18 protein-coding genes are annotated in these 25,438 nt (G+C 41.1%); 1 reads left to right on the forward strand and 17 read right to left on the reverse strand.

Annotation, left to right across the window (positions count from 1 at the left end; translation table 11 throughout):
• Positions 1 to 70 precede the first annotated feature (70 nt).
• Both RE317_RS11665 and RE317_RS11670 read right to left on the reverse strand, forming a co-directional pair.
• Complete coding sequence (locus RE317_RS11665; protein WP_008670207.1) at positions 71 to 1,366, reverse strand: outer membrane beta-barrel protein; 1,296 nt, start codon at positions 1,364 to 1,366, stop codon at positions 71 to 73.
• Between the two features lie 2 nt (positions 1,367 to 1,368).
• Positions 1,369 to 1,911, reverse strand: a complete 543-nt coding sequence (locus RE317_RS11670) for an RNA polymerase sigma factor (RefSeq protein WP_005851170.1) — start codon at positions 1,909 to 1,911, stop codon at positions 1,369 to 1,371.
• Positions 1,912 to 2,068: 157 nt separating this feature from the next.
• On the opposite strand from RE317_RS11670, the gene RE317_RS11675 reads away from it, so the two are divergent.
• The gene (locus RE317_RS11675; protein WP_008670208.1) at positions 2,069 to 2,851 is read left to right on the forward strand and encodes a NigD-like protein; all 783 of its coding nucleotides are present in this window, start codon (positions 2,069 to 2,071) and stop codon (positions 2,849 to 2,851) included.
• 72 nt (positions 2,852 to 2,923) lie between these two features.
• Here the strand turns inward: RE317_RS11675 and fmt are convergent, their stop codons facing one another.
• From fmt to RE317_RS11750, 15 genes are all read right to left on the reverse strand, one after another.
• The gene (gene fmt / locus RE317_RS11680; RefSeq protein ID WP_005851165.1) at positions 2,924 to 3,898 is read right to left on the reverse strand and encodes a methionyl-tRNA formyltransferase; all 975 of its coding nucleotides are present in this window, start codon (positions 3,896 to 3,898) and stop codon (positions 2,924 to 2,926) included.
• A gap of 13 nt (positions 3,899 to 3,911) precedes the next feature.
• Entirely contained in the window at positions 3,912 to 5,714 is a 1,803-nt protein-coding gene (locus tag RE317_RS11685) for a chloride channel protein (protein WP_005842960.1), read from the reverse strand.
• 8 nt (positions 5,715 to 5,722) lie between these two features.
• Positions 5,723 to 6,298: an L-threonylcarbamoyladenylate synthase gene (locus RE317_RS11690; RefSeq protein ID WP_005842961.1), complete on the reverse strand. Its 576-nt coding sequence runs from the start codon at positions 6,296 to 6,298 to the stop codon at positions 5,723 to 5,725.
• Positions 6,299 to 6,464: 166 nt separating this feature from the next.
• On the reverse strand, positions 6,465 to 7,628 hold the full coding sequence (nagA, locus tag RE317_RS11695) for an N-acetylglucosamine-6-phosphate deacetylase (protein ID WP_005842962.1): 1,164 nt from the start codon (positions 7,626 to 7,628) through the stop codon (positions 6,465 to 6,467).
• A 90-nt stretch (positions 7,629 to 7,718) separates the two neighbouring features.
• Complete coding sequence (locus RE317_RS11700; protein WP_005851161.1) at positions 7,719 to 10,895, reverse strand: efflux RND transporter permease subunit; 3,177 nt, start codon at positions 10,893 to 10,895, stop codon at positions 7,719 to 7,721.
• A complete protein-coding gene (locus RE317_RS11705; protein WP_007839821.1) occupies positions 10,892 to 12,379 on the reverse strand; it encodes a TolC family protein in 1,488 nt (495 codons plus the stop codon). The genes RE317_RS11700 and RE317_RS11705 overlap by 4 nt, the downstream gene beginning before the upstream one ends.
• Positions 12,366 to 15,446, reverse strand: a complete 3,081-nt coding sequence (locus RE317_RS11710) for an efflux RND transporter permease subunit (protein ID WP_118430176.1) — start codon at positions 15,444 to 15,446, stop codon at positions 12,366 to 12,368. Before RE317_RS11710 ends, RE317_RS11705 begins: the two co-directional genes overlap by 14 nt.
• A gap of 4 nt (positions 15,447 to 15,450) precedes the next feature.
• Entirely contained in the window at positions 15,451 to 16,518 is a 1,068-nt protein-coding gene (locus RE317_RS11715; protein WP_011964606.1) for an efflux RND transporter periplasmic adaptor subunit, read from the reverse strand.
• A 52-nt stretch (positions 16,519 to 16,570) separates the two neighbouring features.
• The gene (locus tag RE317_RS11720) at positions 16,571 to 18,223 is read right to left on the reverse strand and encodes an O-antigen ligase family protein (protein WP_057099373.1); all 1,653 of its coding nucleotides are present in this window, start codon (positions 18,221 to 18,223) and stop codon (positions 16,571 to 16,573) included.
• Positions 18,224 to 18,225: 2 nt separating this feature from the next.
• The gene (locus RE317_RS11725; protein ID WP_074783544.1) at positions 18,226 to 19,737 is read right to left on the reverse strand and encodes a transglutaminase family protein; all 1,512 of its coding nucleotides are present in this window, start codon (positions 19,735 to 19,737) and stop codon (positions 18,226 to 18,228) included.
• Position 19,738: 1 nt separating this feature from the next.
• The gene (gene lepB / locus RE317_RS11730) at positions 19,739 to 20,641 is read right to left on the reverse strand and encodes a signal peptidase I (protein WP_016270772.1); all 903 of its coding nucleotides are present in this window, start codon (positions 20,639 to 20,641) and stop codon (positions 19,739 to 19,741) included.
• Positions 20,642 to 20,649: 8 nt separating this feature from the next.
• Positions 20,650 to 22,554 carry a hypothetical protein gene (locus tag RE317_RS11735; RefSeq protein WP_016270773.1) on the reverse strand — a complete coding sequence of 635 codons (1,905 nt, stop codon included), beginning with the start codon at positions 22,552 to 22,554 and terminating at the stop codon, positions 20,650 to 20,652.
• Between the two features lie 279 nt (positions 22,555 to 22,833).
• A complete protein-coding gene (locus RE317_RS11740) occupies positions 22,834 to 23,928 on the reverse strand; it encodes a 6-bladed beta-propeller (protein ID WP_008670224.1) in 1,095 nt (364 codons plus the stop codon).
• 247 nt (positions 23,929 to 24,175) lie between these two features.
• Positions 24,176 to 25,042 carry a DUF1573 domain-containing protein gene (locus RE317_RS11745; protein WP_118430177.1) on the reverse strand — a complete coding sequence of 289 codons (867 nt, stop codon included), beginning with the start codon at positions 25,040 to 25,042 and terminating at the stop codon, positions 24,176 to 24,178.
• 3 nt (positions 25,043 to 25,045) lie between these two features.
• The gene (locus RE317_RS11750) at positions 25,046 to 25,267 is read right to left on the reverse strand and encodes an NVEALA domain-containing protein (RefSeq protein ID WP_120002709.1); all 222 of its coding nucleotides are present in this window, start codon (positions 25,265 to 25,267) and stop codon (positions 25,046 to 25,048) included.
• Positions 25,268 to 25,438 lie beyond the last annotated feature (171 nt).

A 25,438-nucleotide genomic window follows, 5' to 3' on the forward strand; every position in this document is an offset into this window, starting at 1 on the left:
ACTGTTCTTATTCTTTTTATACAGAACAAAGATAACCATATTTTATATAAGAACAGTGAAAAAGTTCATTTTATTTCGGCAAAGTAAACCGCACACCCAACTGTATATTAAAATTAAAAGGATGTTCCTTGCGAATCGTATTTACATTACTGCCGTCATCAAAGTAATAAACAACTCCCGGCTCCGCATAAATACCCAATTTCTCCGTAATCTTAAACTGCGCACCTGCCGCTGCGGACAAAGACCATTGCAAAGGTTTCACTTTGACATTTTCCTCCCCTCCCGAAAACTGTTCATCTTTTCCTGCATTTGATGTAGAAACACTGCCGATAATGCTCCGCTTTCCAGACACACATTTTTCTACCGCTCCACCTGCCGAGGCATACACTTCAAACCGCTTGTTACTCCATATATTCCGGTTCACTTTCAGAGGAATACCCACATAATGCAGTTTCTCTTCCCAACCATAATTGTTTTTTTCGGTTCCCGAACGTGTTTCGGATGAAAGCTGGGTATAAGTCACCCCGGTTTCTACAGCCCAATCATCACTTAAATCAAAACGAAGGGAAGCTCCAAAAGTAACAGGCATACGATATTTTATATCAGACTGCGCATCCTTTCCTTCCGACAAGTTATTGAACTGAACCAGCTTATCAATTTCAGCCCTTGTTTCCACTCCATAAGCGCTATTCATTGTTGCATTCCTTGTGCCATTAGGCAAAGGCAAATATCCATCCATACTAGTCGAGGATGAAAAGGTTCCATTACCGGTAGAAAGTCCTACCGACCAGTTTCTGTCCTTCTTTCTATGAGGAGCCACGTAAGCGTAATTCGTTTTGGCAGCCGAATAGGAAGATCTGCCGGCCTGTTTCTGCTGTTTTTGTTCCACTATAACAGATTCCTCTTTCTGCTCTTCAATATAATTTTCCTCTATTTGTATCTCTTCCACCTCTTTATTTAGCAAAACCTTCTGTTCGGCAGCCAATGCCTCTGCCTTAGCAACCCCACCAACTTTTACATGTTGTTTTTTCCCAGAGCGGGCAGCAGGAACTACCAAGGCCATAGGTTGCTCAGGAGTGATTGATCCCGGCACCAACTCATCGGGTTCGTGCATTACATTCAACTCTGCCGACTGTTTCTCCAAATAGTTTGCAGAAGGTGACTGCCAAAACCATACGGTCAATGAAGACACAACCACTAACAAGGCAACAGCTGCTACAGCCTGCCAGCGGCGCCACATCGGAATTACTTTCGGAACCGTATCCAGTTCCTTTTCCAACTGTTCCCAAAGATCAGCAGGAGCCGGTTCCGAATAGCCCTCCATCCGGGTGCGGAAATTTTTTATCCATTTATCTTTTTCTTTCATTCCTATATCCTCTTTCTATAATCATTTATTTTTTTCATCAATAAGGTTTTGGCTCTGTATAATTGAGATGATGAAGTATGTTCTGTAATTCCTAGCATTTCAGCAATCTCCTTATGTCCCTTTTCTTCTAATACATATAAATTAAAGACCGTTCTATATCCATCCGGAAGCTCTTTAATGAATTGCATTAAAACAGATTGGGGTATTTGCTCAAAATCATCCTCATCTCCATCTATCACATCGGGCAACTCTTCGACTATCACTTCCTGATTTGTAGAAGCTTTCTTGCGAAGATAGCCCAGTGCTTCATTTACCATAATACGTGTCAGCCATGCTTTCAATGACCCCTCTCCTTTATAAGTAAACTGACTGAATGAACGAAATATATTCAAAAATCCATCATGTAAGACATCCTGTGCCACTTCCCTATCACCTGTATAACGAACACAAACGGCCATCAATTGCCCGGCATAACGCTCATACAATTGCTTGCGTGCAAGGTTATCACCCTTGCCGCAACGTTCCACCAATTCTGTTTCATTCATTGTTTGTGACACTTCTTTATTGGATAAATGATAAGACTGCAAAAATACTGCATCCGGAAGAATAAAATTTTTGCTTAAGCAGATTTAACATTTTTACAAGCAGTAAACTTACTATCTTCGCATTTAAGCCATAGAAACAATTCTAGAAACAGAGAATATGAGAAAATATAAAGCGACAGTTATTGTTATAATTATGGTAATGCTGATTCCATTTATGCAATCTTGCCTGGATGACTATGATGATGACATCTACGACATGCAGGCAGGAATGCCTTTTAACGCCGCTTTAGCAACCGTAGTGACCCCCAGCGAAATACCCGGTGAAGCAATGATAGAAAGCGATAATGATGGAGTAGCATACGTAGTGAATCCCGATAAATTAACACGTTTTGAAACAAATAATCCGGGGCAACGTATTTTTTATACCTATATAAATGCAGACAATCCGACCGGAGATGCAAGTAAGAAAGGACCTTTTATTTCTATAGATTACTTGCAGAAGATTTTAACCAAACGAATGGATACATTAAAAGAAAATGAGGAAGATATTTACGGACATGATGGAATCAACCTCATCACTCCCATTATGGGTAAGACACACCTGACCCTTATGTTCCAAATATTAGGTTTCAACTCTAATATCAAACATCGGATCAGCCTTGTAGCCACAGAAGGAACTGTTCCTGACGCAAACGGATATATGGCCGTAGAATTACGCCACAATGCCGAAGGTGACAGACAGGAATATCCGAGTTCCGGTTATGTATCCTTCCCTTTATTGGATGTTCCCGGATATAAAGAGGGTAAGCTACAAGGATTTAAAATAAAAATGAATACCATTAACAATGGCGAAGAAACCGTTACAGTAAGTTATAATAAAAGTAAATCTACAAACTTTCCGTTCATACAGAAAGGTATATCCAACACAAAAACTAAATGATTCTTAACAACTCCTTGTCTTATTGTAACGAAAAGGCTGTATCCGAAAATCTTTCGATACAGCCTTTATCATTTATTCCACCTTATTATTATCCGAAGTTCTGTAGCCTCTCAAAAAATCAGCCACATTCATACGTTTCTTTCCTGCCAGCTGCAAAGTAAGCACATTAATAAAACCATCTTTTACAGCCACCTGAAAATAGGTCTTCATATCCGTACGGATATCGCCTATATTCATCTCATGTGAAGCAAAAACTTTCTCCGTTTCATATATTTTTAAAACCTGACGTGTTCCATCAGCCACACACAGTTCGGTCCATGCAGCCGGATAAGGAGACAGCCCGCGAATAAAGTCATAAATCTGCTTCACACCTTTATTCCAGTCTATACGGCAAGTCTCTTTAAATATTTTCGGTGCCGGACGCAACTCCGTTTCCTGCCGGATCAAACTTTCCTGAGGAACAGGTTTCACACTTCCATTCAAAATAGCATCCACGGTTTCCAAAACCAAATCTCCCCCCAAATACATCAGCTTATCATGTACTATTTCCACATTATCCGTATCAGCAATAGGAACGCGCACCTGTTGGATAATCTCACCGGTATCTATCTCATGTTTCAAGAAAAAAGTCGTAATACCAGTTTCCGTATCTCCGTTTATCACCGCCCAATTTATAGGAGCAGCTCCTCTATATTGAGGTAATAAAGATGCATGCAAGTTAAATGTGCCCAAACGCGGCATATTCCATACTATTTCGGGAAGCATACGGAAAGCAACTACAATTTGTAAATCGGCTTGTAAAGACCGGAGTTCCTCTATAAAAGCCTCATCCTTCAATTTCTCCGGCTGAAGTATCCTCAGACCTTGAGAAACAGCATATTCTTTCACCGGACTAGGTTGCAGCACACTGCCATGTCGTCCCATCGGTTTGTCGGGCATAGTTATCACACCTACTACATTATAGCCTCCTTCAACCAATCTTTTCAGGCTCTCCACCGCAAAATCGGGAGTACCCATATATACGATCCGCAAATCTTTCTTTTCCATATACTTACATTATTTAATCTTCAGAGAAATCAACCAACACCTGCCGGTACGAATTAAATATTTTGGACTTGGAAACAAACCCTTTGTATTTTCCCTCTTCATTAATCACAGGCAGGTTCCAGGCCTTTGTATCATCAAACTTCTTCATCACTTCTTCCATTGAATCAGTAACATTGATCCGTGCCGGAGGAGAAATCATAAATTTTTCCACCTTGAAACGATGGTATAATTCCTGACGGAACATAATATTACGGATATCATCCAATACCACAATGCCCAAAAGTTCTCCATTGACATCCACTACCGGAAACAAATTGCGTTTAGCCTGCGAAATGACTTTAACCATTTCACCTAAATCCATATCAGGACGCACTTTCTCAAAATCAGTTTCAACCACACTGTCAATATTCATCAGAGTCAATACGGCCTTGTCTTTATGATGCGTTATCAATTCACCTTTCTTAGCCAAACGCATAGAATAAATACTATGCGGCTCGAATATCATAATGGTAAGATAAGAGCTGACAGATACCATCATCAGCGGAAGGAACAAATCATACCCGCCAGTCAGTTCTGCAATCAGAAAAATACCAGTCAGCGGAGCATGCATTACTCCCGACATCAATCCCGCCATTCCCAACAAGGCAAAATTTTTCTCCGGGATATAAGGACCTACATGCAGTTCATTACAGAAATGAGCGAAGATAAACCCGGTGATACACCCCAAGAACAAACTGGGAGCAAAAATTCCCCCGCAACCACCACCGCCATTCGTTGCACTGGAAGCAAAGACTTTGAAAAGTACAATCATGGCCAAATAAACGAGTAACAAATTATCGAACCCATAAAAGATAGAGTTATTCATTACTGTATTCCAGTCATGATTGGTTACGCCATTCAGCAATAAATTAATAGTATCATATCCTTCACCATACAATGGAGGAAACAAGAAAATCAATATGCTCAGCATTGCACCGCCTATAGCCAGCTTGATATACGGATTACTATATCGACGAAATATATTCTCCACAGAATTCATAGCCCGCGTAAAATACAAAGAAACCAATCCGCACGCAATGCCTAACAGAATTGCCGAAGGAATGCGCTCCATCAGAAACGGTTCATCCATATGGAACTTGAACATGGCATCGGGACCGGTAAGAATATAAGAAACAGTAGCTGCCGTGACACAGGAAACAAGAAGAGGCAACAATGATGCCATCGTCAGATCAATCATCAAGACTTCCAAAGTAAAAACCAAGCCTGCAATAGGAGCCTTAAAAATACCGGCCACAGCACCTGCCGCACCACACCCCACCAACAGCATCAGGGTCTTATGCTCCATCTTGAATACACTTCCCAAATTAGAACCGATAGCCGATCCGGTCAGCACAATCGGAGCCTCTGCACCTACGGAACCACCAAAACCGATAGTAATGGCACTGGCTATCACAGACGACCATGTATTATGCCGCTTGATGCGGCTTTGGCGACGGGATATGGCATATAATATTTTCGTCACCCCATGACTGATGTCATCTTTCACAATATAACGAATGAACAATCCGGTAAGAAAAATACCAAAAACCGGATACACCAAATACAACCAGTTGACTCCTGTAGAATCAAAATTTTCAGTCAGAAATTCCTTGATCCATTCTACTAGAAACTTCAGAAACCATGCGGCCAATGCCGTAAAAATACCAGCAAGAAAACTTAATATAAGAATAAAGTGTTTCTCTTTTATCTTCTTTTCGCGCCATAAGATAAAGCGCTGTAACCAACTTTTCTTATTTTCGTCTATAATTGCGTCCATTCCTTTTTTTACTCTCTAATAATCTTCACTTCTCCCCCTTTACCCAGTTTGATAATGCTGGATGGTTTGGGATGCCCCACTTCATCTTGTCTATACTCCACAATATAGTCTACAGCTTGTTTTACTTCTTCACTGATTTCACTGAAGTTGGCAGGTGAAGGCTGACCGCTGATATTGGCAGAAGTCGACACAATAGCTTTACGAAACCGGAAACAAAGTTGTTTGGAGAATTCCTCAGCCGTAACACGAATACCTACACTGCCGTCCTCAGCCAGCAAATTCTCAGCCAGATTACGTGCCCCATCATAAATAATAGTCAATGGTTTTGTGGTAAACTCAATCAAATCCCAAGCTACCGCAGGTACATCACTAACATAAAAATTTACTTTTACCGTACTGTCCACCAATACAAGCATCGCCTTACTGTCAGCACGCTTCTTTATATCATAAACTCGTTTCACCGCCTCCGGATTAGTTGCATCACAACCTATTCCCCAAATAGTATCAGTAGGATAAAGAATCACTCCTCCCTTCTGCATCACTTCACAGGCTCTCTTCAAATCCTCTCTAAAATCTCCGTTCATATCGTTTTTTATTATTTGGTTCTCATTTTAACAAGTTGCAAATGTAGCAAATCCTCTTGATAATGACGAGTTAAACCCGAAAAAAAGATACCTTGATTGTTTTCCGAAACAGTCAAGGCATCTTGTCCACACAATAAGGATACTAATTCTCCCTTTATCTTCTATTTTAAAACAAAGTATTCGTATCCTCCACCAGCCTGCCCATAGCCCAAGCCGCCCGGATATTCAGTTCTCTATCCAAAATCAACACATCGGCATCCATATCTTTCTGCAATGCCCCCTTCCGGTCATCCACTCCCATAATCCGTGCCGGAGTTTCAGAAGCCATCCGCACGGCATCGGCCAGCGGAATACCAGCTTTTACCATTGTCCGTACCAATACATCCATGGTTGCTATGCTACCTGCCAATGAAGAATGATCAGCCATTTTGCATACACCATCTTCTATAATCACATTAGGATCTGTTATTTCCATTCCATCAGCGGCGGCATATGCCAAAGCATCCGTAACCAAACAAGTTTTTTCCACTCCCTTCAACTTATAAGCCAACCGAAGAATAGTAGCAGGTAAATGGATACCGTCGGCAATCAATTCAATGGTCATTCCGTCTGTCAGATAAACACTTTCCACTGTCCCTTCGTATTTATATTCACGACATTTATGGAATCCCGGCATACCGTTATAGAAATGGGCAGTATGAGTAAACCCAGCTTCAAACGCAGCTTTTATCCCCTCGTATTCCGATTCTGTATGTGACACAGCCACTAATATACCTTTTGATTTCAAATAGCGGGCAAATTCCAACGCGCCCGGAAGTTCAGGTGAAGCGTCCCAACGCTTGATGCAGTCAGTACTTTCCAATAAAGAAGTATATTCCTCTTTATCAGGATTCTTCAATTTCCCGGCAAACTGCTCACCTGCTCTTTTCGGATTCAGATAAGGGCCTTCTACATGCAACCCCAACACAGGACTGTCCTTCTCGTTCATCAAGGTTTCGCACACAGTTACCGCCTTACGGATTTCTGAAAAAGGAGAAGAAGACAAAGTTGGGAAAATACTGGTCGCCCCATGCTTCTGATGCGCTTTTATAGCTGCGCGGAACGCCTCTTCCGTACATTCATTAAAATCGTGACCACCACCGCCATGAGCATGCATACACACATATCCGGGTACAATATACATCCCTTTAGCATCAATCAATTTTGCACCGATCAGTGCCAGGTCACAGTTAGTCACTTCCAATATTTTATTATCCCGTATCAGTACAGAGCCTTCGTCCAGCCAACCTTGCGGAGTAAAAATCTTGCCGTTAATAATTTGAGTCAACATGATTAGCGAGTATTAGATAATATTTATTCAACGTTTTTTTGTAACAACAAAAGTAAACACTTCTATTGAAAAAGAAAAGTAAAACCTTTATTATCTTTTTTGTTTCTTCAATGAGAATATAGGCAAAAACAAAAATATTCCAAGTATAGACATAACTAACCCGCCTATAGTACCTGCTGCCAAAGGGAACCAGAAAGCCTCTTTTCCATCTCCCACCATAAAAGGAATAAATCCCAGAATAGTAGAAACGACCGTCAGAAAGATAGGCAGAATTTTCGAATTCCATGCCTTGGTGAAGGCACGTACCGGTAATAACAGAGGATACCTTTTTCTTATCGCATTATATTCATTTAGAATATAAATACTGGCATTTACTGTAATACCGCAAAGTAATACAAAAGAAGCAAATCCCCCCTGATCAAAATTCAGTCCGAAAAGATAAAACGTAAGGAATACGCCGATATAGGATATCGGAATAACAAAAATGATAGCCAAAGGCTGTTTCAAGGAATTAAACAAAATAGCCGTCGTAAAGAAAATAATGGCGATTACAATCAACAGCAATGCGTATTGCTTGTTATCTTTCTTATTCCATGACCAGTAATCCTGCTCATTTTCGGCTGTATATCCCATAGGCAATATCTTATTAAATTCTTCCAAGTCTTTCTTCAACAGTTTTTTTCCTTGTTCGGAAGAACCGATATATTCATATTGCAGACAAAGCCGGTATTGCTGGTTTTCTTTAGCGACTTTCTGAGGTGACTGTCCCTTCCGGACAGTAGCGAAATCAGCCAGTTTATAAGAACGGCCATCAATAAAAAAGGGTATATTGACCAATCCCCATACATCATATCGTTGTCCCTGAACCGATGAAAGTTTCAATTGCTCCGTCTGACTGTCAAACAACACGTTACCACAATAAATATCCCTTCCGAAAACAGGGCGCAAAGCGGCGAACAGCTGCGTGGCTGTAATATGCTCTTTCGCCATCCTCAACCTGTCCAAATCCAGATAGAACTCGCTATAATCATCTTTCCACCAAGAGAACTCCGAATTTACCGTAACCTCTTTAATACGACGGTGTAATAACAACTTCTCTTTCAGCTGTTCTGTCCAATAAGAAAGTTCGTCATAATTATATCCATACAGTTTCACACGGAAACTTCCCGCACTCTCACGCACATCGTTACTGAAGCCCTGATCCTGCAAACCATATACACTCCAGCTACCACCTCCCAAAGTCAGTGCCTTACTGATTATATTAGCTTTCAAAGTATACGGGAATCCGCTCCGCTGATTTTCTTTTGTAAAATAAATCTGGATATTAGCCTGACGCGCATTATAGATATACGTCTGAAACTGCCTGATTTCCTTGAAATCGCTCAGATAAGTTTCCATCCTCTTAATCAGCACATTCATCTGCTCCAATGTACTGCCATTAGGCAACGTAGCATAAACGGAAAGCACCACTTCACCTTCATCACGATTGAAATAACTTCCCTCGTATACTTTTTCCGCAAAAAGACGGAGGCTGCCACCTAAAGCCTTGTTGATTACCGGCTTTACCTTATCCTTGAAGGTAGGATTATCAAATACCTTATTATAATATTCCACCCATTTACCTTCTCCTTCCATCTTCTCGGGCAGCATAAATACAGGCAGACCGAACCCCAGCAGCAATAATAGGCAAGCTATCACCCTGAAACGGCATAAATAATAAATCACCCCTTGATAGAAACGGGTAAAATAGACAGTCAACCGTTTCATAAAAGTGGGTCTGAGCAGAAAACGTCTTCTTTTTCTTCTCTTTTTCTTTTCCAAACCTATTTTATCAATCATGGACGGAACAAAGAATAATGCAACAAACAAAGATACTGCCAGATTGATAATGACCACCGCTGCAAAATCCTGCAAGTTCAGACGTATCTTCTCATCCAGAAAGAAAATAATAACCAATGCCCCGATAGTAGTCAGCGTGGCCGCCAGTACAGAAACAAACGCCTTCAGATTGCGGCGATGCAGAATATGGTCTGTCATCACTATCGTATTATCTATCACCAAATTCAATGAGATGGTAATACCCGCCAATGAATAAAGCTGCATTTCCAGACCAAATGCATAATAAAGAATGACGGCAACAGATATATTAACCGCCAGACTGGTCACAATCAGGAACAGATAACGCAGATTTCGTGTTATCAACGCTACAAACAGCAATAAAATCAATACGGTCAGTCCGGTACGGAAATAAATCTTATCCAATTCTTTCTGAATATATTCCGTAGCGTCATAACTGATATGTACCTCATAGCCCGGAGGCATCTTCTGTTGCAACTCACCCATAAGGTGCTTCACTTCCCCACTTAAATTTAATTGATTGGCAGTTTCCTCGGCTGTGATATACAGGTAGACAGAATTCAGCCCGTTTATCCGGTAATAACTTTGCGGTCGTTCTTCCACATGCCTTACCTTTATCAGTTTATCCAGCGTAACCATCGTTCCATCTTCGGCTTGCAGTTGAATGGCTCCCGGTTCAAATTCCATTTCTTTTTCAGTAGATGTACGTACCAGTCTGATCCACTCTCTGCCCTCCGCACCTTTTTCAATAGAACAGATCCCCAGAAACTCTTTTTCATAATGGCGGTTAATGGCCCGTTGCACAGCCTGCAGTGTGATTCCCAAACGCGAAAGCTGGTCACTGTCATACTCCAACTGCCACTCCATAGGTGTAGCTCCATTCAGTTCCACTTTATAAATCCCCTTCAACTGTCCCAATACCGGCTTGATATTCTCTTCCGCATACTGCTGAATCAAAATAGGATTGGCAGGCGCATTCAGTGTATAAGTAATAAAAGGTCTGGATGCCTTATCATCCGAACGTCGCGTACTGATTTGAGGATAACTCACCCCCTCGGGCAGCTGAGGCCAGGTCTGTCTGATGATGGTAGACACTTCAAAGCGGGTAACGTCAATATCCGCATGCTTGTCCAGTTCCAAAGAAATTGAGCCGCTGCCGTTATCCGAAGTAGAGTTCACCTTCCTGATTCCCTTTACTCTGGCCATCATCGCCTCCAGTTTACTGGTAACCTCCGCCTCAATAACCCGTGACGAATTGCCGGGCATACTGAAAGAAACAGTCAGACCGGGCAAGGTACGCGACGGCGCCAGCTTAACCGGCAACAGCGGTACTAATACCACCCCTATCAGTGACAGGCAGACAAATGTCACTATCAAGGTAAACGAGGAGAGGTTACGCGGATTACTCATCGATAAATTCCTGTATTAAAATCAAACTTGTCCGCAAGGGAAAAACCGGACTCAAAATCGTGCAGCGTCAGTTTACGTATCTTATAATAATTCAACCAATAATTCTGCAAAGCCGAAATATAATTTTTCTGCGCCTCCTGCTGGCGGTTCAACGAAAGAGTAAGACTATTCACATCCGCCTTTCCGATGATAAAACGTTGGCGTGTCTGCTCGTATGCCATTACGGCAAGATCCAAAGCCTCCTCCGCACTCGCAATCAAACTCTGCTGAATATTAAAATCATTCACCGTCATAATCACCTCTTCCTCCACACTCAGTTCTTCCTGACGGGCGGCAATCCTCACCACATTCAGATTATTTCTCGCCATATTATATTTACCCTTTCTCACCCCCCAGTCAATCAAAGGAATAGAAACACTGACAGAAACCAAGTCCTGTTGCAAAGGATGCCTGTAAGCATCTCCCAGTTTATCCGCCACCTGGTTAAAGCCCACACTGGCATTAAAGCTGGCATTGAAACGGGATTCTTTCTTTGTCTTGTCCACATTCTGTTCCGCTTCCAGCACATTCTGCCGTTGTTCCAGGAAAGTAGGATTATTCTCTTTGGCCCGCATCAACGCATCATCTACGGGAATCATCTTTCCTGTGGGACGTCCCGGTATATCCAATTCAATCACAGTATTCTTATCCAGGTTCAGAAAGGAAGCCAATGAAAACATAGCGCGTTTCAAAGCAATCTGCGCATTCTGCAACGTATTATGCGCATTCACTTTGTCCAGCTGCAATGTCAGCAAATCGGCACGTGATATGGCTGCTATCTTATGACGCTGGAGTCCGATGCTATAAAGGGTATCACTGGACGCCACATTCTCCTCCGCCAAGCGGTAATCCGCCTGTGCCATAGCCAACGCAAAGAAATAAGTCACCGCTTCTTCTGAAACCATTTCCGTGTTATAAATGAATTGCTTCTTCACCTTTTCATACTTCAACGGCTCTATTTTCCGGTCCCAACGAAAAGCATTATATCCCAACAGGCTCTGTTGATATCCCACACGCACAGGGATACTGGAATACTGTGTAGACTTTGAGTCACCGAAATTACGCATAAAGTCCAGTTCCGAATCAATATAGAAAGTACCGCCCGTCCAGTCCAGATTCTGTTTGATACTCAATCCACCCGATGCGCTGAACATCTGTTGTTCACGATACACATCCATATCCTCATTCGAATCATAACGCTGGGTGATATAGCGATAATATTTAGCCGGAGTCAGATCCAGCGTAAGACTCGGCAAACGGTTCGCCTTGTAAGTACGATATTCCCAATATCCCGACAAATAAAGATTCTGATATCTGAAAGCGGACAAGGAACTATCATTCGCAATCTCTATCGTGCGTTGCAAATCCAGCTTCACCACCTGCTGCGCCTTTGCTCCGAGAGACAACAGCATACACCCCACCATCCATATGCTAATGTACTTCATTTTTGTCATGTTTTCTATAAATAAACCAATATATTAAAGGAATGATAAACAAGCTGACCAAAGTTCCCACCACCATAGAGCCAATCATGGCAATAGACAAAGGCTTCTGCATCTCCGACCCCATATCCGAGGTAAACAGCAACGGAACCATTGCAAAGACAGTTGTCAGCGAAGTCATGATAATCGCTCTCAACCTGCGCCTGCCCGCTGTATGAATGGCTTCCACCAAAGGCATCCCCGCTTTCCGTAATTCATTGATGGCATCCATTTTTAAAATAGAGTCATTCACCACAATACCACAAGTCACGATAATGCCTATGGCAGACATCAAATTCAACGTGTGACCGAAAACCCATAATGCCAGCAAAGCAAAAGCCGTATCAATAGGAATTTCCATCAAGACAATCAGCGGTTGCAGGAAACTCTCGAATTGCGCGCAAAGGATAAAATACATCAGCAACAAAGAAACAAAAAGAATCACAGTCAATTCCCCCATCATTTTTTCATTCGAAAAGAAACTACCCGAGAAATCCACTTCCCATTCCTTTTCCTCACTAACCACCTCTTTTACATTCCGCATCAGTTCCGGTGCATCCTTCACATCATAAAAACTTAAAGGAATATATTCTCCGTTCTTTCCCGCCGTAATACTCTTCAAATCTTCGGCGGGCACTACCGTCACCAGATTATTCAAAGGAATATGATTCACCTCTCCGTTACCATCCGCCATCGTCCGCACCAAAGTTTCACTTAATACACTATTTACACTCTTTTCCTCTCCGGCAATACTGATAGGCAGATATTGCTGATAAGAGCGTAAAACGGAAACCTTGTTTTCTTTGAAAGCCGTGCGGAGCACCCGCGTCAATTCATCATATGATACGTTATACAACAACAGTTTTTCTTTATTGATTATCAGATTCATCTGATTCCGGAAAGCGATGCCCGTCGGAACATTATCCGCCACCCGCGTAATTTCCTTTTCCAACCGCTGCAAATGCTCCGCATCCGGTGCCTGCGACTTATTCGCCGTATGGAGTTCCGCTACCACATCCGCTTCTCCTGTCACAAACAATTTTTCAAAGATTGTTTCGGGAGGTGAGAAAGTAACCACAGCCAACGGATATTTCTCTCTTATCTCCTTCTCTAATAATTCCTGCAATGAATAGATTCCGGATGGCTTTTCCGTCTTGAAATAAAGTTCCGCTTCGGTAGACGAAAGTTCACTGCCCCCGTTCAATATATAATCCTGCATACCCACATAAGCAGCATGCTCCGTTACCCGGTCGTCCACCTGTTTCATTAAATCATCCACCCGGCGGTTGTTCTCGTCCACATGGATATTCTCATTCCACTCTATCCTTGCCACCAGTTCATTCTGGTCAATCTGCGGCATACGCTCTTTTTCCATTACATAAAAAAGAAACACACACAGTGGAAGGGTTGCCAGCGTGCCGGTCACACAAAGCTTTTTATGTGAGAACACCCAGTCAATCCCTTTATCATAAAAGCTTTCCAGCCACTCATTTTTCAGCAGATTGTCAAAACGTCTGGAAAGAAATCCCTTACTGCGGATACCGACCTTATAAAACAACAGATACAATACGGGCAGCAACATAATACCCGTAATATAAGATATCATCAATCCCACCGTGATAGAAAAAGCCTGATCCATAAAAATAGCTCCGGCTATGCCACTCATAAATATCAAAGGCACAAATACCGCAATGGTTGTAAGGGACGAACTGAGCATCGGTGTGATCATTTCCGTCGTGCCCACGGCACACGAACGTTTCAGAGAATACCCCCGTTCACGATACTGCGAAATATTTTCCGTTACAATAATGGCGCTGTCTATCATCATACCTACTGCCAGAATCAAGCCCGAAAGTGATATCACATTCAGCGACACATGACAGAAATAAAAGAAAAAGAATGTGATTACAATAGAAGTAACCATGCTGATGCCGATAATCAACGGTGAACGGACATCCCCCAAAAACAGCACGGCTACAATAAAGATAAACAAGAAACCCAAAGATAGGTTCTGCTGCAAATTCGAAATGGTATAGTCCAGCAATTCCGTCTGATTACGGCTTACGCTGAATTCAATATCCGGATATAGAGAAGCAAAATAATCGGTTGTTACTTTCAGCTTCTCTTTCATGACATCCATATTTTCATCGCTCTGCTTGATAATGGCCAGCGTCACCGCCCTTTTTCCTCCGGCTACGGAACGTCCCATCTCTTTTTGCGAAACAATATCTACTTTGCAGAGCTCTTTCAACTGCATAATACGTTCCCCCTTGCGGATATAGATATTCTTCACATCCTCCGGGGTACGGAGCAGGGTAGCAATGCGAATATTATATTCATAATAACCATCCCTCACCAGCATACTTCCCGGCTCTACATTATTGGCGGAAAGTGTATTCTCTATATCCTCCACACTGATACCCGTCATGGCCAGTTTATCTTTATCAGGAACAATTTGCAAAAGCCTTCCGGGCACTCCGGTTATATCCGCCATAGCCACTTCGGGTAACTGTTCGATGCGGCGTTTCACCACATTCTCCGCCAATTCGCACAACTCCAGAAATTGTTGCTCGTCGGTTTCCTGATAAGCACCGTCGTTTTTCAAAGTCATATTGACATAAAGTACAGGAATATCCGTTGCACTTGCTTTGATAGCCTTGGGACGTGTCACTTCCTTGGGAAGACTGTTCATAGCGGCATCTATCTTCTCATTCACCTCTATAAATGCCAGGTCGGTATTCACTCCAAAGTCAAATTCCAGACGGACCACACCCGCCCCGTCACGGGTTTCACTTTTTATTTCTCTCAGTCCGGCCACTTGCAGCAACTGTCTGCGCACAGGGGTAACCACTGTATTCTCCAGTTCCCGCGCCGATGAATTCTCACCCGTTACCTGTATGGTAATCTGCGGTATGGCAATATCGGGCAGCAAAGATACAGGCAGCGAAAAGTAGGTCACCAACCCGACAATAAAACAGGCGGTAAAAGCCATCAGCACCGCAATGGGCCGTTGCAATAAGAACTTAACCATACTTTTAATTTTTAATCACCCTCACCGGTGCTTCATGAGCCAGATTCACATTTCCGGTAGTTATCACCTCCATACCTTCTTCCAGTCCGTCTGTGACAGTATATTCCTCCATATTCTCCAATCCCGTATGCACATAGTTCCACATAGCTTTACCCTCTTTCAGTGTAAATACCACCTGTTTGCCGGAACGTAGTACAACCGCCGTTTTGGGGATAACCAGTTGTTCGCCCACAGAACGCTTCACGCTTACCCTTACATTCATGCCGTCGAACAATTTATTACTCCCGTTCACTCTCGCCTTTATCCGTACCATTCCATTCTCGTCCACCAGCGGATTAATCTCACTGATACTTCCCTGGCGCACCCCTGCTGCCGATGCATAAGGAGTAATCTCCACCTTATCCCCCACTTTCAGCAATGGCAGCTCATTTTCAAGTACGGTGAAATCCACCTCCATATTTCCGGCATTGATTACCCGGCAGAAAGGCTCGGAAGTTTTGGGCATATTATATCTCTTTTCAAAGAGGTTGGCAATCACTCCATCGAAAGGAGCAGTCAACGTAGCTTGTTCCATATCATATTGAGCAGATTCATATTGAGCTTTGCTCTGCTCATACCCGCTTTTTACTTTTGCCAGTTCCAGCACATCAGCAGGTATCACCTTCAGATTATCGGGAGCATATCCTTGTCCTATCAACACATCCTGCATCTCTAGGGTAGCCTGTGCCAAACTATTTTTATTCTGTACCAACGTATTGTTCAACTTAAACAAATCCAATTGGGCTATTTTTTGACCTTTCCGCACTATATCCCCGTTCTTTACCCAGATATTCGCCACCACTTCCGAGGTACGAAAATACAGGTCGGCATAATCCTGTGCCGTCACTTTCCCGTTACTGATCAATTCATGATTGAAAACCTGCTTTTTCAGCGGCATCACCGTCACCTCATTGGGTAAAGAAGGAAGAACTGTTTCCACCCCTTCTTTTTCCGTTGTTTCCTTTTTTTCTCCCGAGCAGGCAGTGAAAGAAACGGCTAATAATAAGCCTGATGCAAATATGTGTAATTTCATGGTCATATTTTGTGATATCTATAACAAATAAAAACTTTTTATTTTGAAAAAACTAATTTTCGGGTACTTTTTTTAATAATTCCCGTGCTTTCCGTCTCATCTGCTTGATAGCGGTAGACTGAACTTTCGGTTCTTTCTCCAATACCGTCTGTACCATCCGCTCCAATTTGTCACACCGATAAAAAAACGGATCCGCATATAGATTGGCCAAAAGATAATAAGGATAAATCCTTCCGGGCAACCGATGGACAGCACGCATAAACCAATATTCCGCACTATCATAGTGCTTCATGTCCTGTTCATTTTTCCCGATAATATTTAGTATCATGGGATCGCCACTCACTTTCAAGGCCTCTTTCAGTACCTTGTTAGACAGTTCGGGTTCATGCAGTTTATGCAAGGCATGGCCATACTCAAACATAAAGCGGGCATTCCCTTTCATTTCTTTCTGAATTTCAGCATAGCTTTCCACCGCTTGCCGGTAAGCTCCCGAGTGGTAAAATATACGGCTTTTGGTCCATTGCTTACAAGCTTCTACAGTCTTGGATTTCTGCTGATATTTACAGAAACAGCCATAGCTTCCGATTAACAATAAAACAGTAAATAAAATGCGAGGCCAAACTTTCTCTAAAGGAAGAACACGGATACCGCAAGCTAATACTAATATAATCAAAGCCGAAACAAACGCTGGAAATTGTAATGGATAAGAAGAAAACGCAAATACCGCTAAAGATAGCAATGCGCCGCATAGTCCATAGATGCCTTGTTTATGACCTATGTACATGCTCCCACCTAGTATCAACAACCCGATGCAAAGCACAGGTATTCCCCAGGCAATGGCTACTTGCAGATATTCATTGAAAACATATTCGGGAGCACCTGCCACAAGTTCCTCCGTTGCCGTATAATTTCCGGCTGCAAAATAATTCTCCTGCGCTTGTCCGTAAGCAGCCGGAACACTGTTCCATCCGCATCCTGTCCATGGGTGCTCACTGACAGCTTGGGCAGCAATTTTCCACATAAACAGACGGCCGTCTGCCGAATCCTTTTTCATTTGATAAATGCCACCCAATGCTATACCGCCCAAAATAAAGGTTACTATGGCAAAAGACACTGCCTGCTTACGATGATGCCTGATATAATGCTGAATTTCCATCTTATAGTGCATACCACAAACATAAATGGAAGAGACCGCCGCAGCTATCCATGCCGAGCGGCTCATTCCGGCAGGCAACACACAAAGAATCAATAGCATGACAGCTAAAGCAACATAATAAGGTATGGTTTTCTTACCCTCTTTCCGCTTTAACCATTCATACAGGCAGATAGGGAATATCATGGCAAGGTAGCCTGAATAAGGACCGGGATTATAGAATGAACCGGTCAAAGCATAGAGGGAATGGTTGGAATAGGTAAAGCCATATACCACCTGACGGATGCCCCACACGGCTTCCATTCCTCCGTATAGAATAAACACCCATGAAACGACAGCCGAAAGACATTCCTTAATCCGTGCCGGAAAAAGAAATATCAACAGGGCAAAAGCTGCCGATGAAAGAACTCCACAGGCATACATCCACCGCCAGTCATCCGCCAAAATATCGGATGACAGTGAAGACGTACTACAACACACCACGCTGAGACACAACGCAACCGGTATGCCTGCCACCAATGCTATTCCATATTTCAGCCATTTATTTTCCATTTCTACCACCAAACTTGTTTCCCGTCTTCGTATGTAAAAATCCGCTCTTCTTTTCCTTGAGTATGATTTTTTAACCACAATAAAGCGCCTTTAGGCACATCATCATAATGAAGTTTATTGTCGACTGCTAATTTTCGCCCTAAACTAATCCATTTCATATTCCAATAGAACAATTCATATTCATTATCGACACATATTTCATTACTATCATGTATTATTGCATTATTACTTCCATAATATGGGTATTTACGGTAAAGTATAATACTTTCTTTTTCTGTACTAGCACACAGCTCTTTTATGGTTCCATCTTCTAAAAGAATTATAGGAAACCCTATAGGTTTATTATTCAACCGCCCATTTTGGCTGATAAATGCTAAGAAAACAATCCCCTTTCCTTCGTTTAAATAAGTTCTTATTTGATTATCTCCCCATAAAATTCCTCTCCCGACTGATTCAAACAAAACACTTCCATTCATCACCTTTGATAAAGCAACAGGAACCCAGTCATGATTATTAAAAGTACAAAGACTGATTAATTGTTTATCTTTCTGTGAAGGCACTCTAAAGGTTAAATCAGAAAGAGGCATAGCATATTCGGATGTAACATCACATAGTGGAATATCATATTTTTTCCTATAAATCTTAGAAATCTTGTATACAACTTCATTTTTTCCTTCAGGGCCATATCCCACTTCTATAAAATCACCAGTAGCATCTTTCACCACATTCCAACAATGCGAAGAACTCCTATTAGCCCATGCCGGAACATAATCAATAGAAGCAGGGATTCCAATGGCACGTAAAGACAAAGCTAAAAATGCCGCCATATCATCACAAGTACCCCAACGGGTCTGTAGCATTTCAACATAAGACTGTTTATAAGGATATTTAGTCATTCCTATATTATAACGCATTCCACCTAATTTTATGATACGAAGGGCCAATTCTCGTGGAGACATTAAAGAATCCAATAAATGACCAAACTTTTGAAAACCTTCCTCGCGCCAATTCGATAATGGCTCATGGTCTATACGGTAAGGCAAAATATAATGACAGAATTCATCAAATGAACAGTAATCTTTTATTTTTCCATTCTCCCATATTTTAAAAGCATATTCAATATTTTTTATTAAATAATCTCCCGTTATAACTTTTATATCTTCAATCTTACTAAAACCTGCCAACTGTCGTTTAGAAATAGAATCAAATCCATGCCAAATCTTAGAATATCGCACATCCCAACTTATAGGATCATTTTGTGGGATAATCTTCAAAAAGTTCTTATATCTATCCAACGAATCATAAGGGAGTATTGAATATTTACCAGGCATATTTTCAATCAAAAAACAGGCAGCACGGTATTTCAAGCTATCATGTTTAAAATGCTTCAACACTTTTTCCAACTCCGCTTTATTATGTTTAGCCTGCTGCAAAGCAATATCCAAATGACTTACTCCATTCGTACAAGCAGAAAGAAGAATTACAAAAACAAAATATACACCACAAACTCTCATACTACTTTATCTTTTTAAATATCCTGTCCATACGTATTTCATCCGTCACTCCATTCTTAGACTTCCATATCAATGTCGCCTTTCCTACAATATATTCCTCCGGCAAAGGCCCCCAATAGCGCGAGTCCTGAGAATTATAACAATTATCACCACCCATGAAATAATAATTGTGCATAAAAACATAATGCTCCACTTCCCGCCCATTTAAATAAAAATGCCCGTTACTTGCTATTAATTTATCTTGTTGCTCCCATTCTATAAGATTGCGATAAAGCAAATAATGTTTATCATCCATCACAATAGTATCCCCACGGGAAGGAAGATAAAAAGGACCAAAATCTTTAATACTCCATTTTAAGATGGTATCACCGGGATAAGCAAAAAAACAATTTTCCTGTATCATTTTCTCCACATTCCTCGGTTTCTCCAAAAAATGCGCCAAACTGTTTTGTGAAACTATATTTCCTAATTCCTTATCATAACCTCTGACCCTATATCGGGCGTCCCTTATTTCAACAGTATCACCCGGCAATGCGATACACCTCTTTACATAATAAAGCATCAGGTTAAACCCTATACTGTCCCATCGTTCCGGATAAGGGAAATTAAAGACCAATACCTCATTGCGCTGAAATTCACTGAATCCCTTCAAACGATCGATGTGTAGCGGCTTATGTTGCCGGGCATCACCAAGGCTGAATATACGTGGTCCTTTCAACATTTTATTGACAAGCACATAGTCACCCGGTATCAGAACCGGCTCCATGGAGTCAGAAGGTATGGCAAATGAGGCAAAAACAAATATCTGTAATAACAACCAAATAATCATCATTAACAAACTCCCTCCGGTCACACAAACCAGCAAGTTATATAAAACGCCTATGTATTTCTTTATATACCTCATTTTAAATCTTAAAAGGTTGGAAATTTCTGCCGCCTGTTCTGCATAAAGAAAATATGTTCTTCACGCCCACGGGTCAGATCGCGTAACCAGAACAATGCATTGTCAGGCACAATCCAGTCCAAACAGGTAGTATCAGCCCGCTGTTTTCCCAAACTCTTCCATCCTTCAGTACCGGCATGACAGAACAACTCATAAATATCACCCGGAGAAATAAAATTGTCATCATTCCGGGGCATATACTCCAGGCAATCTATAACTGCGACACGGCCCAAATCAACAACAACCTCCCCTCCTTTGTCTAAAGACAGATAATAAGAAAGAGGATCACCATCCGCCACGTGCTTTGCCAGCACATGCATATTTCCTTTTTCCGTAGGACTCCCCCAAACCGCTATCGGAGAAACAGCCTTTCCATTGGCATAAAATGTCATTTCCGCCAGTTCCGCACATTTATCATTGTCAGCCTTATATCTTATGTAACGGCACTTAACCGACTTATTCAGAAAGATTCTATTCCTTGCTATCACGGGAGTATCCGCTATCTCATATAATGTCTTTCCATCTTCAAAATTTTTCGTCATACTTCCCTCAAAAGTACCTCCCACCACATGGCCCATAAAGCTGCGCAACCAACCATATACCGGATATTTTCTATACAAACGAACCTTTACTGTTTTCTCCCAATCCGGAAGAAACGTATTTATTTCTCCACCTGCAAACCAAAAGGGGAAGCCGGAAGGATAATAATTGCCTTTGGTATATTTCATGGGAAGATATACCAGTTCCGATTCTAGATTAGGTATTTCCATCTTGCCGCTTGCCGAGCGTGCACAGGCACAACTCCACCAATGCGCTTCGTGGAAATGGGCCAGATAACAAACCTCATCATCAGGAATACCGGTAAGTATGCGTAACGTATCCGGATAATATGCATAACTGACATCTTTCATATAAGGGTGATAGAATAAAAGCGGCATTGATTTCCAATCATCTCCCAGATGTGCTGCCTTTTCTTCTTGAAAACCATACATGGGCCTGTAAACCTTGCCACGTTTATACCCTCCCGTATCCCTACTCCCCCTTACAGCCTCCGAAGCTATATACCAAATAGGTACATCGCGCCCTGTCGTGTCACGAACAACATTCCACACATGTCCCCCTCTGGCATCCGTATCTTCCATACAAGGAATGCCGACAGCCCGAAATGCATAAGTCACTATATCCGCCGCATCCACGCAACTACCATATCGATGGCTGAATAAATATCTGGGACCGATATGAGGCAGTTCAAAGTCTTCACAATAAATAAAGACAGGTTCTTGTAGATGCCTGCTTACCAAATTCGCGGCCTCCACCACATCACTGCCTTTATATATGGAATCTAATAAATATCCATATTTCTTTTCATAAAGTTCACGCCATTCTTCCAGCGGTTCATCCCCTATACGATAAGGCAACAAGTATTCACAAAAATCTTCAAATGAAAGAGAACGGTTCCATGGACGTTTCTGCCAATTATCAAAAGCACGGTCTATATTGTCTATCAAGTATTCGGCTGTGATAATATGGGCATCATATATTTTAGGAAGATTACGATAGGTATAATGCCCCCAACGTCTGGCATAAGTCTGGTCTATTTGTCCGAAAGGACTATAATAAGTACGTACACGCTTCACACTATCCATTTCACCTCCCTGTTGGTAGGAATAGCAATGAGGCATATTCCGTATCAAAAATTTAGCCGCTTCCAATTTTAAAGAATCATAGGTATAATGCTGAAGCAGTATCTCCAATTCCAAACGATTAGAAGTAGCAAAATCTAAAGCATGTTTCAATTGTTTCTGCTCAAAAGAAGAGTGGGCACAAGAGATACATACTAATGAAAAAAGGACAAGGAGTCTTGCTAAGAACATAATATTATTCATTTGTTAATTTGGTGGAATAGTATAATTTACCCCTGCGAAAACATAAATTAAAACTAAACTCAAAACACACCTTATTCTTCCCGCTATCTGATACAATCTAAAACACAGGAATTAAATTATGTACCTGAGTAAAACTACATTTCAACCAGTCTGAAGAATCAGACTCAATTGATATTTTTAGTTTCAATAATTAGTTACTTCATCTTATTTTCAGAAAAGGAGAGAATAAGGATTCACACTTACAATAAAATAAAGATACTATATTTGTCATCGTACTTTACTAAATAGTTCATTAAATTCAAGTGCTACTACAGAAGGATTTAAATTTTCCTCAAAGGATTCCATATCCTTATTTTCCCATATATACCCCAAACAATATAATTTATTATCATTAGACAAATACTGAGTATTAAACAAATAGGATTCTGCAGAAATTCCACCATCAATTTTGATGATAACTTCCTCTTGCAAATTCTTACTAATAATCCAATAATAAACCTCTGGGATTCGTTCACCTTCATTGTTCAATAAAACATTTAAAAATATATAATCATGATTTTCCAGATAATTTATAATAGATGCATAGTTAGAACGCTGCAATTCTTCTATAACTTCCATGCCCGATAATTCATGTAATTTCTTAGGCAGCTTATAATTAGGAAAGTCCATAGCATATGATAAGTCCAATTTCCCATTTTCTATCGTATACAAATCATGATTTAGCGACTCATGAAACGTCAACCATTCTCCATTTCTTCCAAAATTATTCTCTACCATCGGAAGCATATTAGACTTTTGATGAAGATAATATGCCACATTGGCGATATTTTCATCTGTACAAATCATTTTAGCATCGCCATACGTGGTGTTGTTACCTACATAAAACCAATAATTCTGCCTATCATCTATGGCAAAAGAAAACGCAGGATAAGTAACCTCCTTCTTGTCTAAGAAATCTCCCCCAAAAGTATAACAAAAAATTCCTCCATCTGATAGGACCTCTAAAACTTTACTTTTCTGATTAACAACGACATCATAGACGCTAGTATATTCACCAGGGCCATTTCCCCTGTGTCCGATATAACCGGAAAACTGTCCATCACTAGTAAAGCTAAGTATAGATGATTCTGAATTTTTTGAATATACAATCCAACCACTGTCAACTTTAATTATAGATGAATTACGATCGACCATACTAGAATCTGAAAAACTGAGAACGGTTATATCCTTACTCAAAGTCAATTTGCTTTGCTCAAGTGTGATTGCTTCAGTTTTATTAAAAATATAATCAAATGTTTTTTTATGTTTTACACTACATGAAACAAAAAGAAATGGGAAAAATATTAATATCAACTTTTTCATTATCATCTTATTTCTAGTAAAAAAAATTATTATTATTCATATTTTCATCTTATTCTCGGAAAGAACTCCACCGCAGAAAAAACAAAAATACCGCTTGCTTATTCTGATTATTTACACTACTTTTACATCGGACTTAACCTCCTTTTCTTTTAGAAGAGAGCCACAGGGTGGAAAGAATCGACTTTCGGCAAAGAAAATGAATTTCTTTCCATCCGCTTTTTACTCCCATTGATTCATACTTCATCCTTTATTCAGCATTCCCCGTTACCTTCAAACGAAGTGGAGAATTATCTGCATTGCAATAAATGGTAACCGTCTTACTGAAATGCTCAGCCTTTTCGGCTTCATAAATCACGGTCAGTTCCGCTTTTTCTCCCGGACGAACACCCTCCTTATTATAGTTTACCTTGGTACATCCACAGGAAGTGATGACATCGTATATCACCAGTACATGCTGTCCCGTATTGGTCAGTGTGAACTTGCGTTCCTGCTTCTCCGACTGAGGAAATGAACCGAAGTCTATGCTTGTTACGTCCAGACTGACTTTCGTTATCGGTGTTTCCGCTTTTACAACTTCACCACCTGTCAATACTTTCAAATAAAGTTCCTTCACCTTTGGATTGTGAACAGGATTGCCTATAGCCACCACCCTGTTGTCTTTATCCAATAGGAATGTCTGGAAAGTCATTTCATCCGGAAAGTGGTTCAATCGGTTAAAATCGTCCTTTTCATCGAAACAAACAGGATAGACAAATGCATCACGACGGGTAATATAACGCAGTTCTTTCATATCTTTCGGATGGAAATAGAAGACAAAGGGAACCGGACGGTTCAACGTTGAATCAACTTCCTGCATAAACAGCTTCCAGCGAGGCAATTGTAACTTACAACTAGTACAGCCTACAGAATCGATATAAGTCACTACCTTATAATCCGCATCCGCTAAAGAAAAGTCCACTGTATCCTTCCCTTGAATAGTAAAGATGGAATGGGTAGGAAAGAGAATTTCTTTCCCTTCCCATTCCTCAACCAAACGAGCGATTTTATCTTTTTCTGATTCCTTGCAGGAGGAAAAAAGAGCAAAAACACATAGTAATAGACAAAGGTATCTCATTGATTAATCCAAGCCAAAAGGTCTAAGCACATATTCCACTTTGTCTCCGGTACTGCAAGTCACATTCCCACTGCCCAGACATGTATCATACCCGGATTCTCCTGCAGCCAATGCTTCCACATTATCTAAAAGAAACTCACTCTCTACCGGCTTTCCGGATTGCTTTTCCCAAGCCATTACCGCCATTAGCATAACAACGGTAAATAATACAAATACTTTTTTCATTGGTTTATCATTTTTTGTGTGAAGGTAGAGAACATCTATCGGGCACGCAAATTTTTTCCCTTAAATTGATCTTAAGGTGACCTTAAAGTTTTCTTAAGATTCAAAAAATCCCCATTTCATCGGAAGGATTATTTTAATGCCCTGATCTCCAAATCATAAGGTTCATCCAAT

Source organism: Phocaeicola sp. GP0067 (genome assembly GCF_031119655.1).
GTDB classification, from domain to species: domain Bacteria; phylum Bacteroidota; class Bacteroidia; order Bacteroidales; family Bacteroidaceae; genus Phocaeicola; species Phocaeicola vulgatus.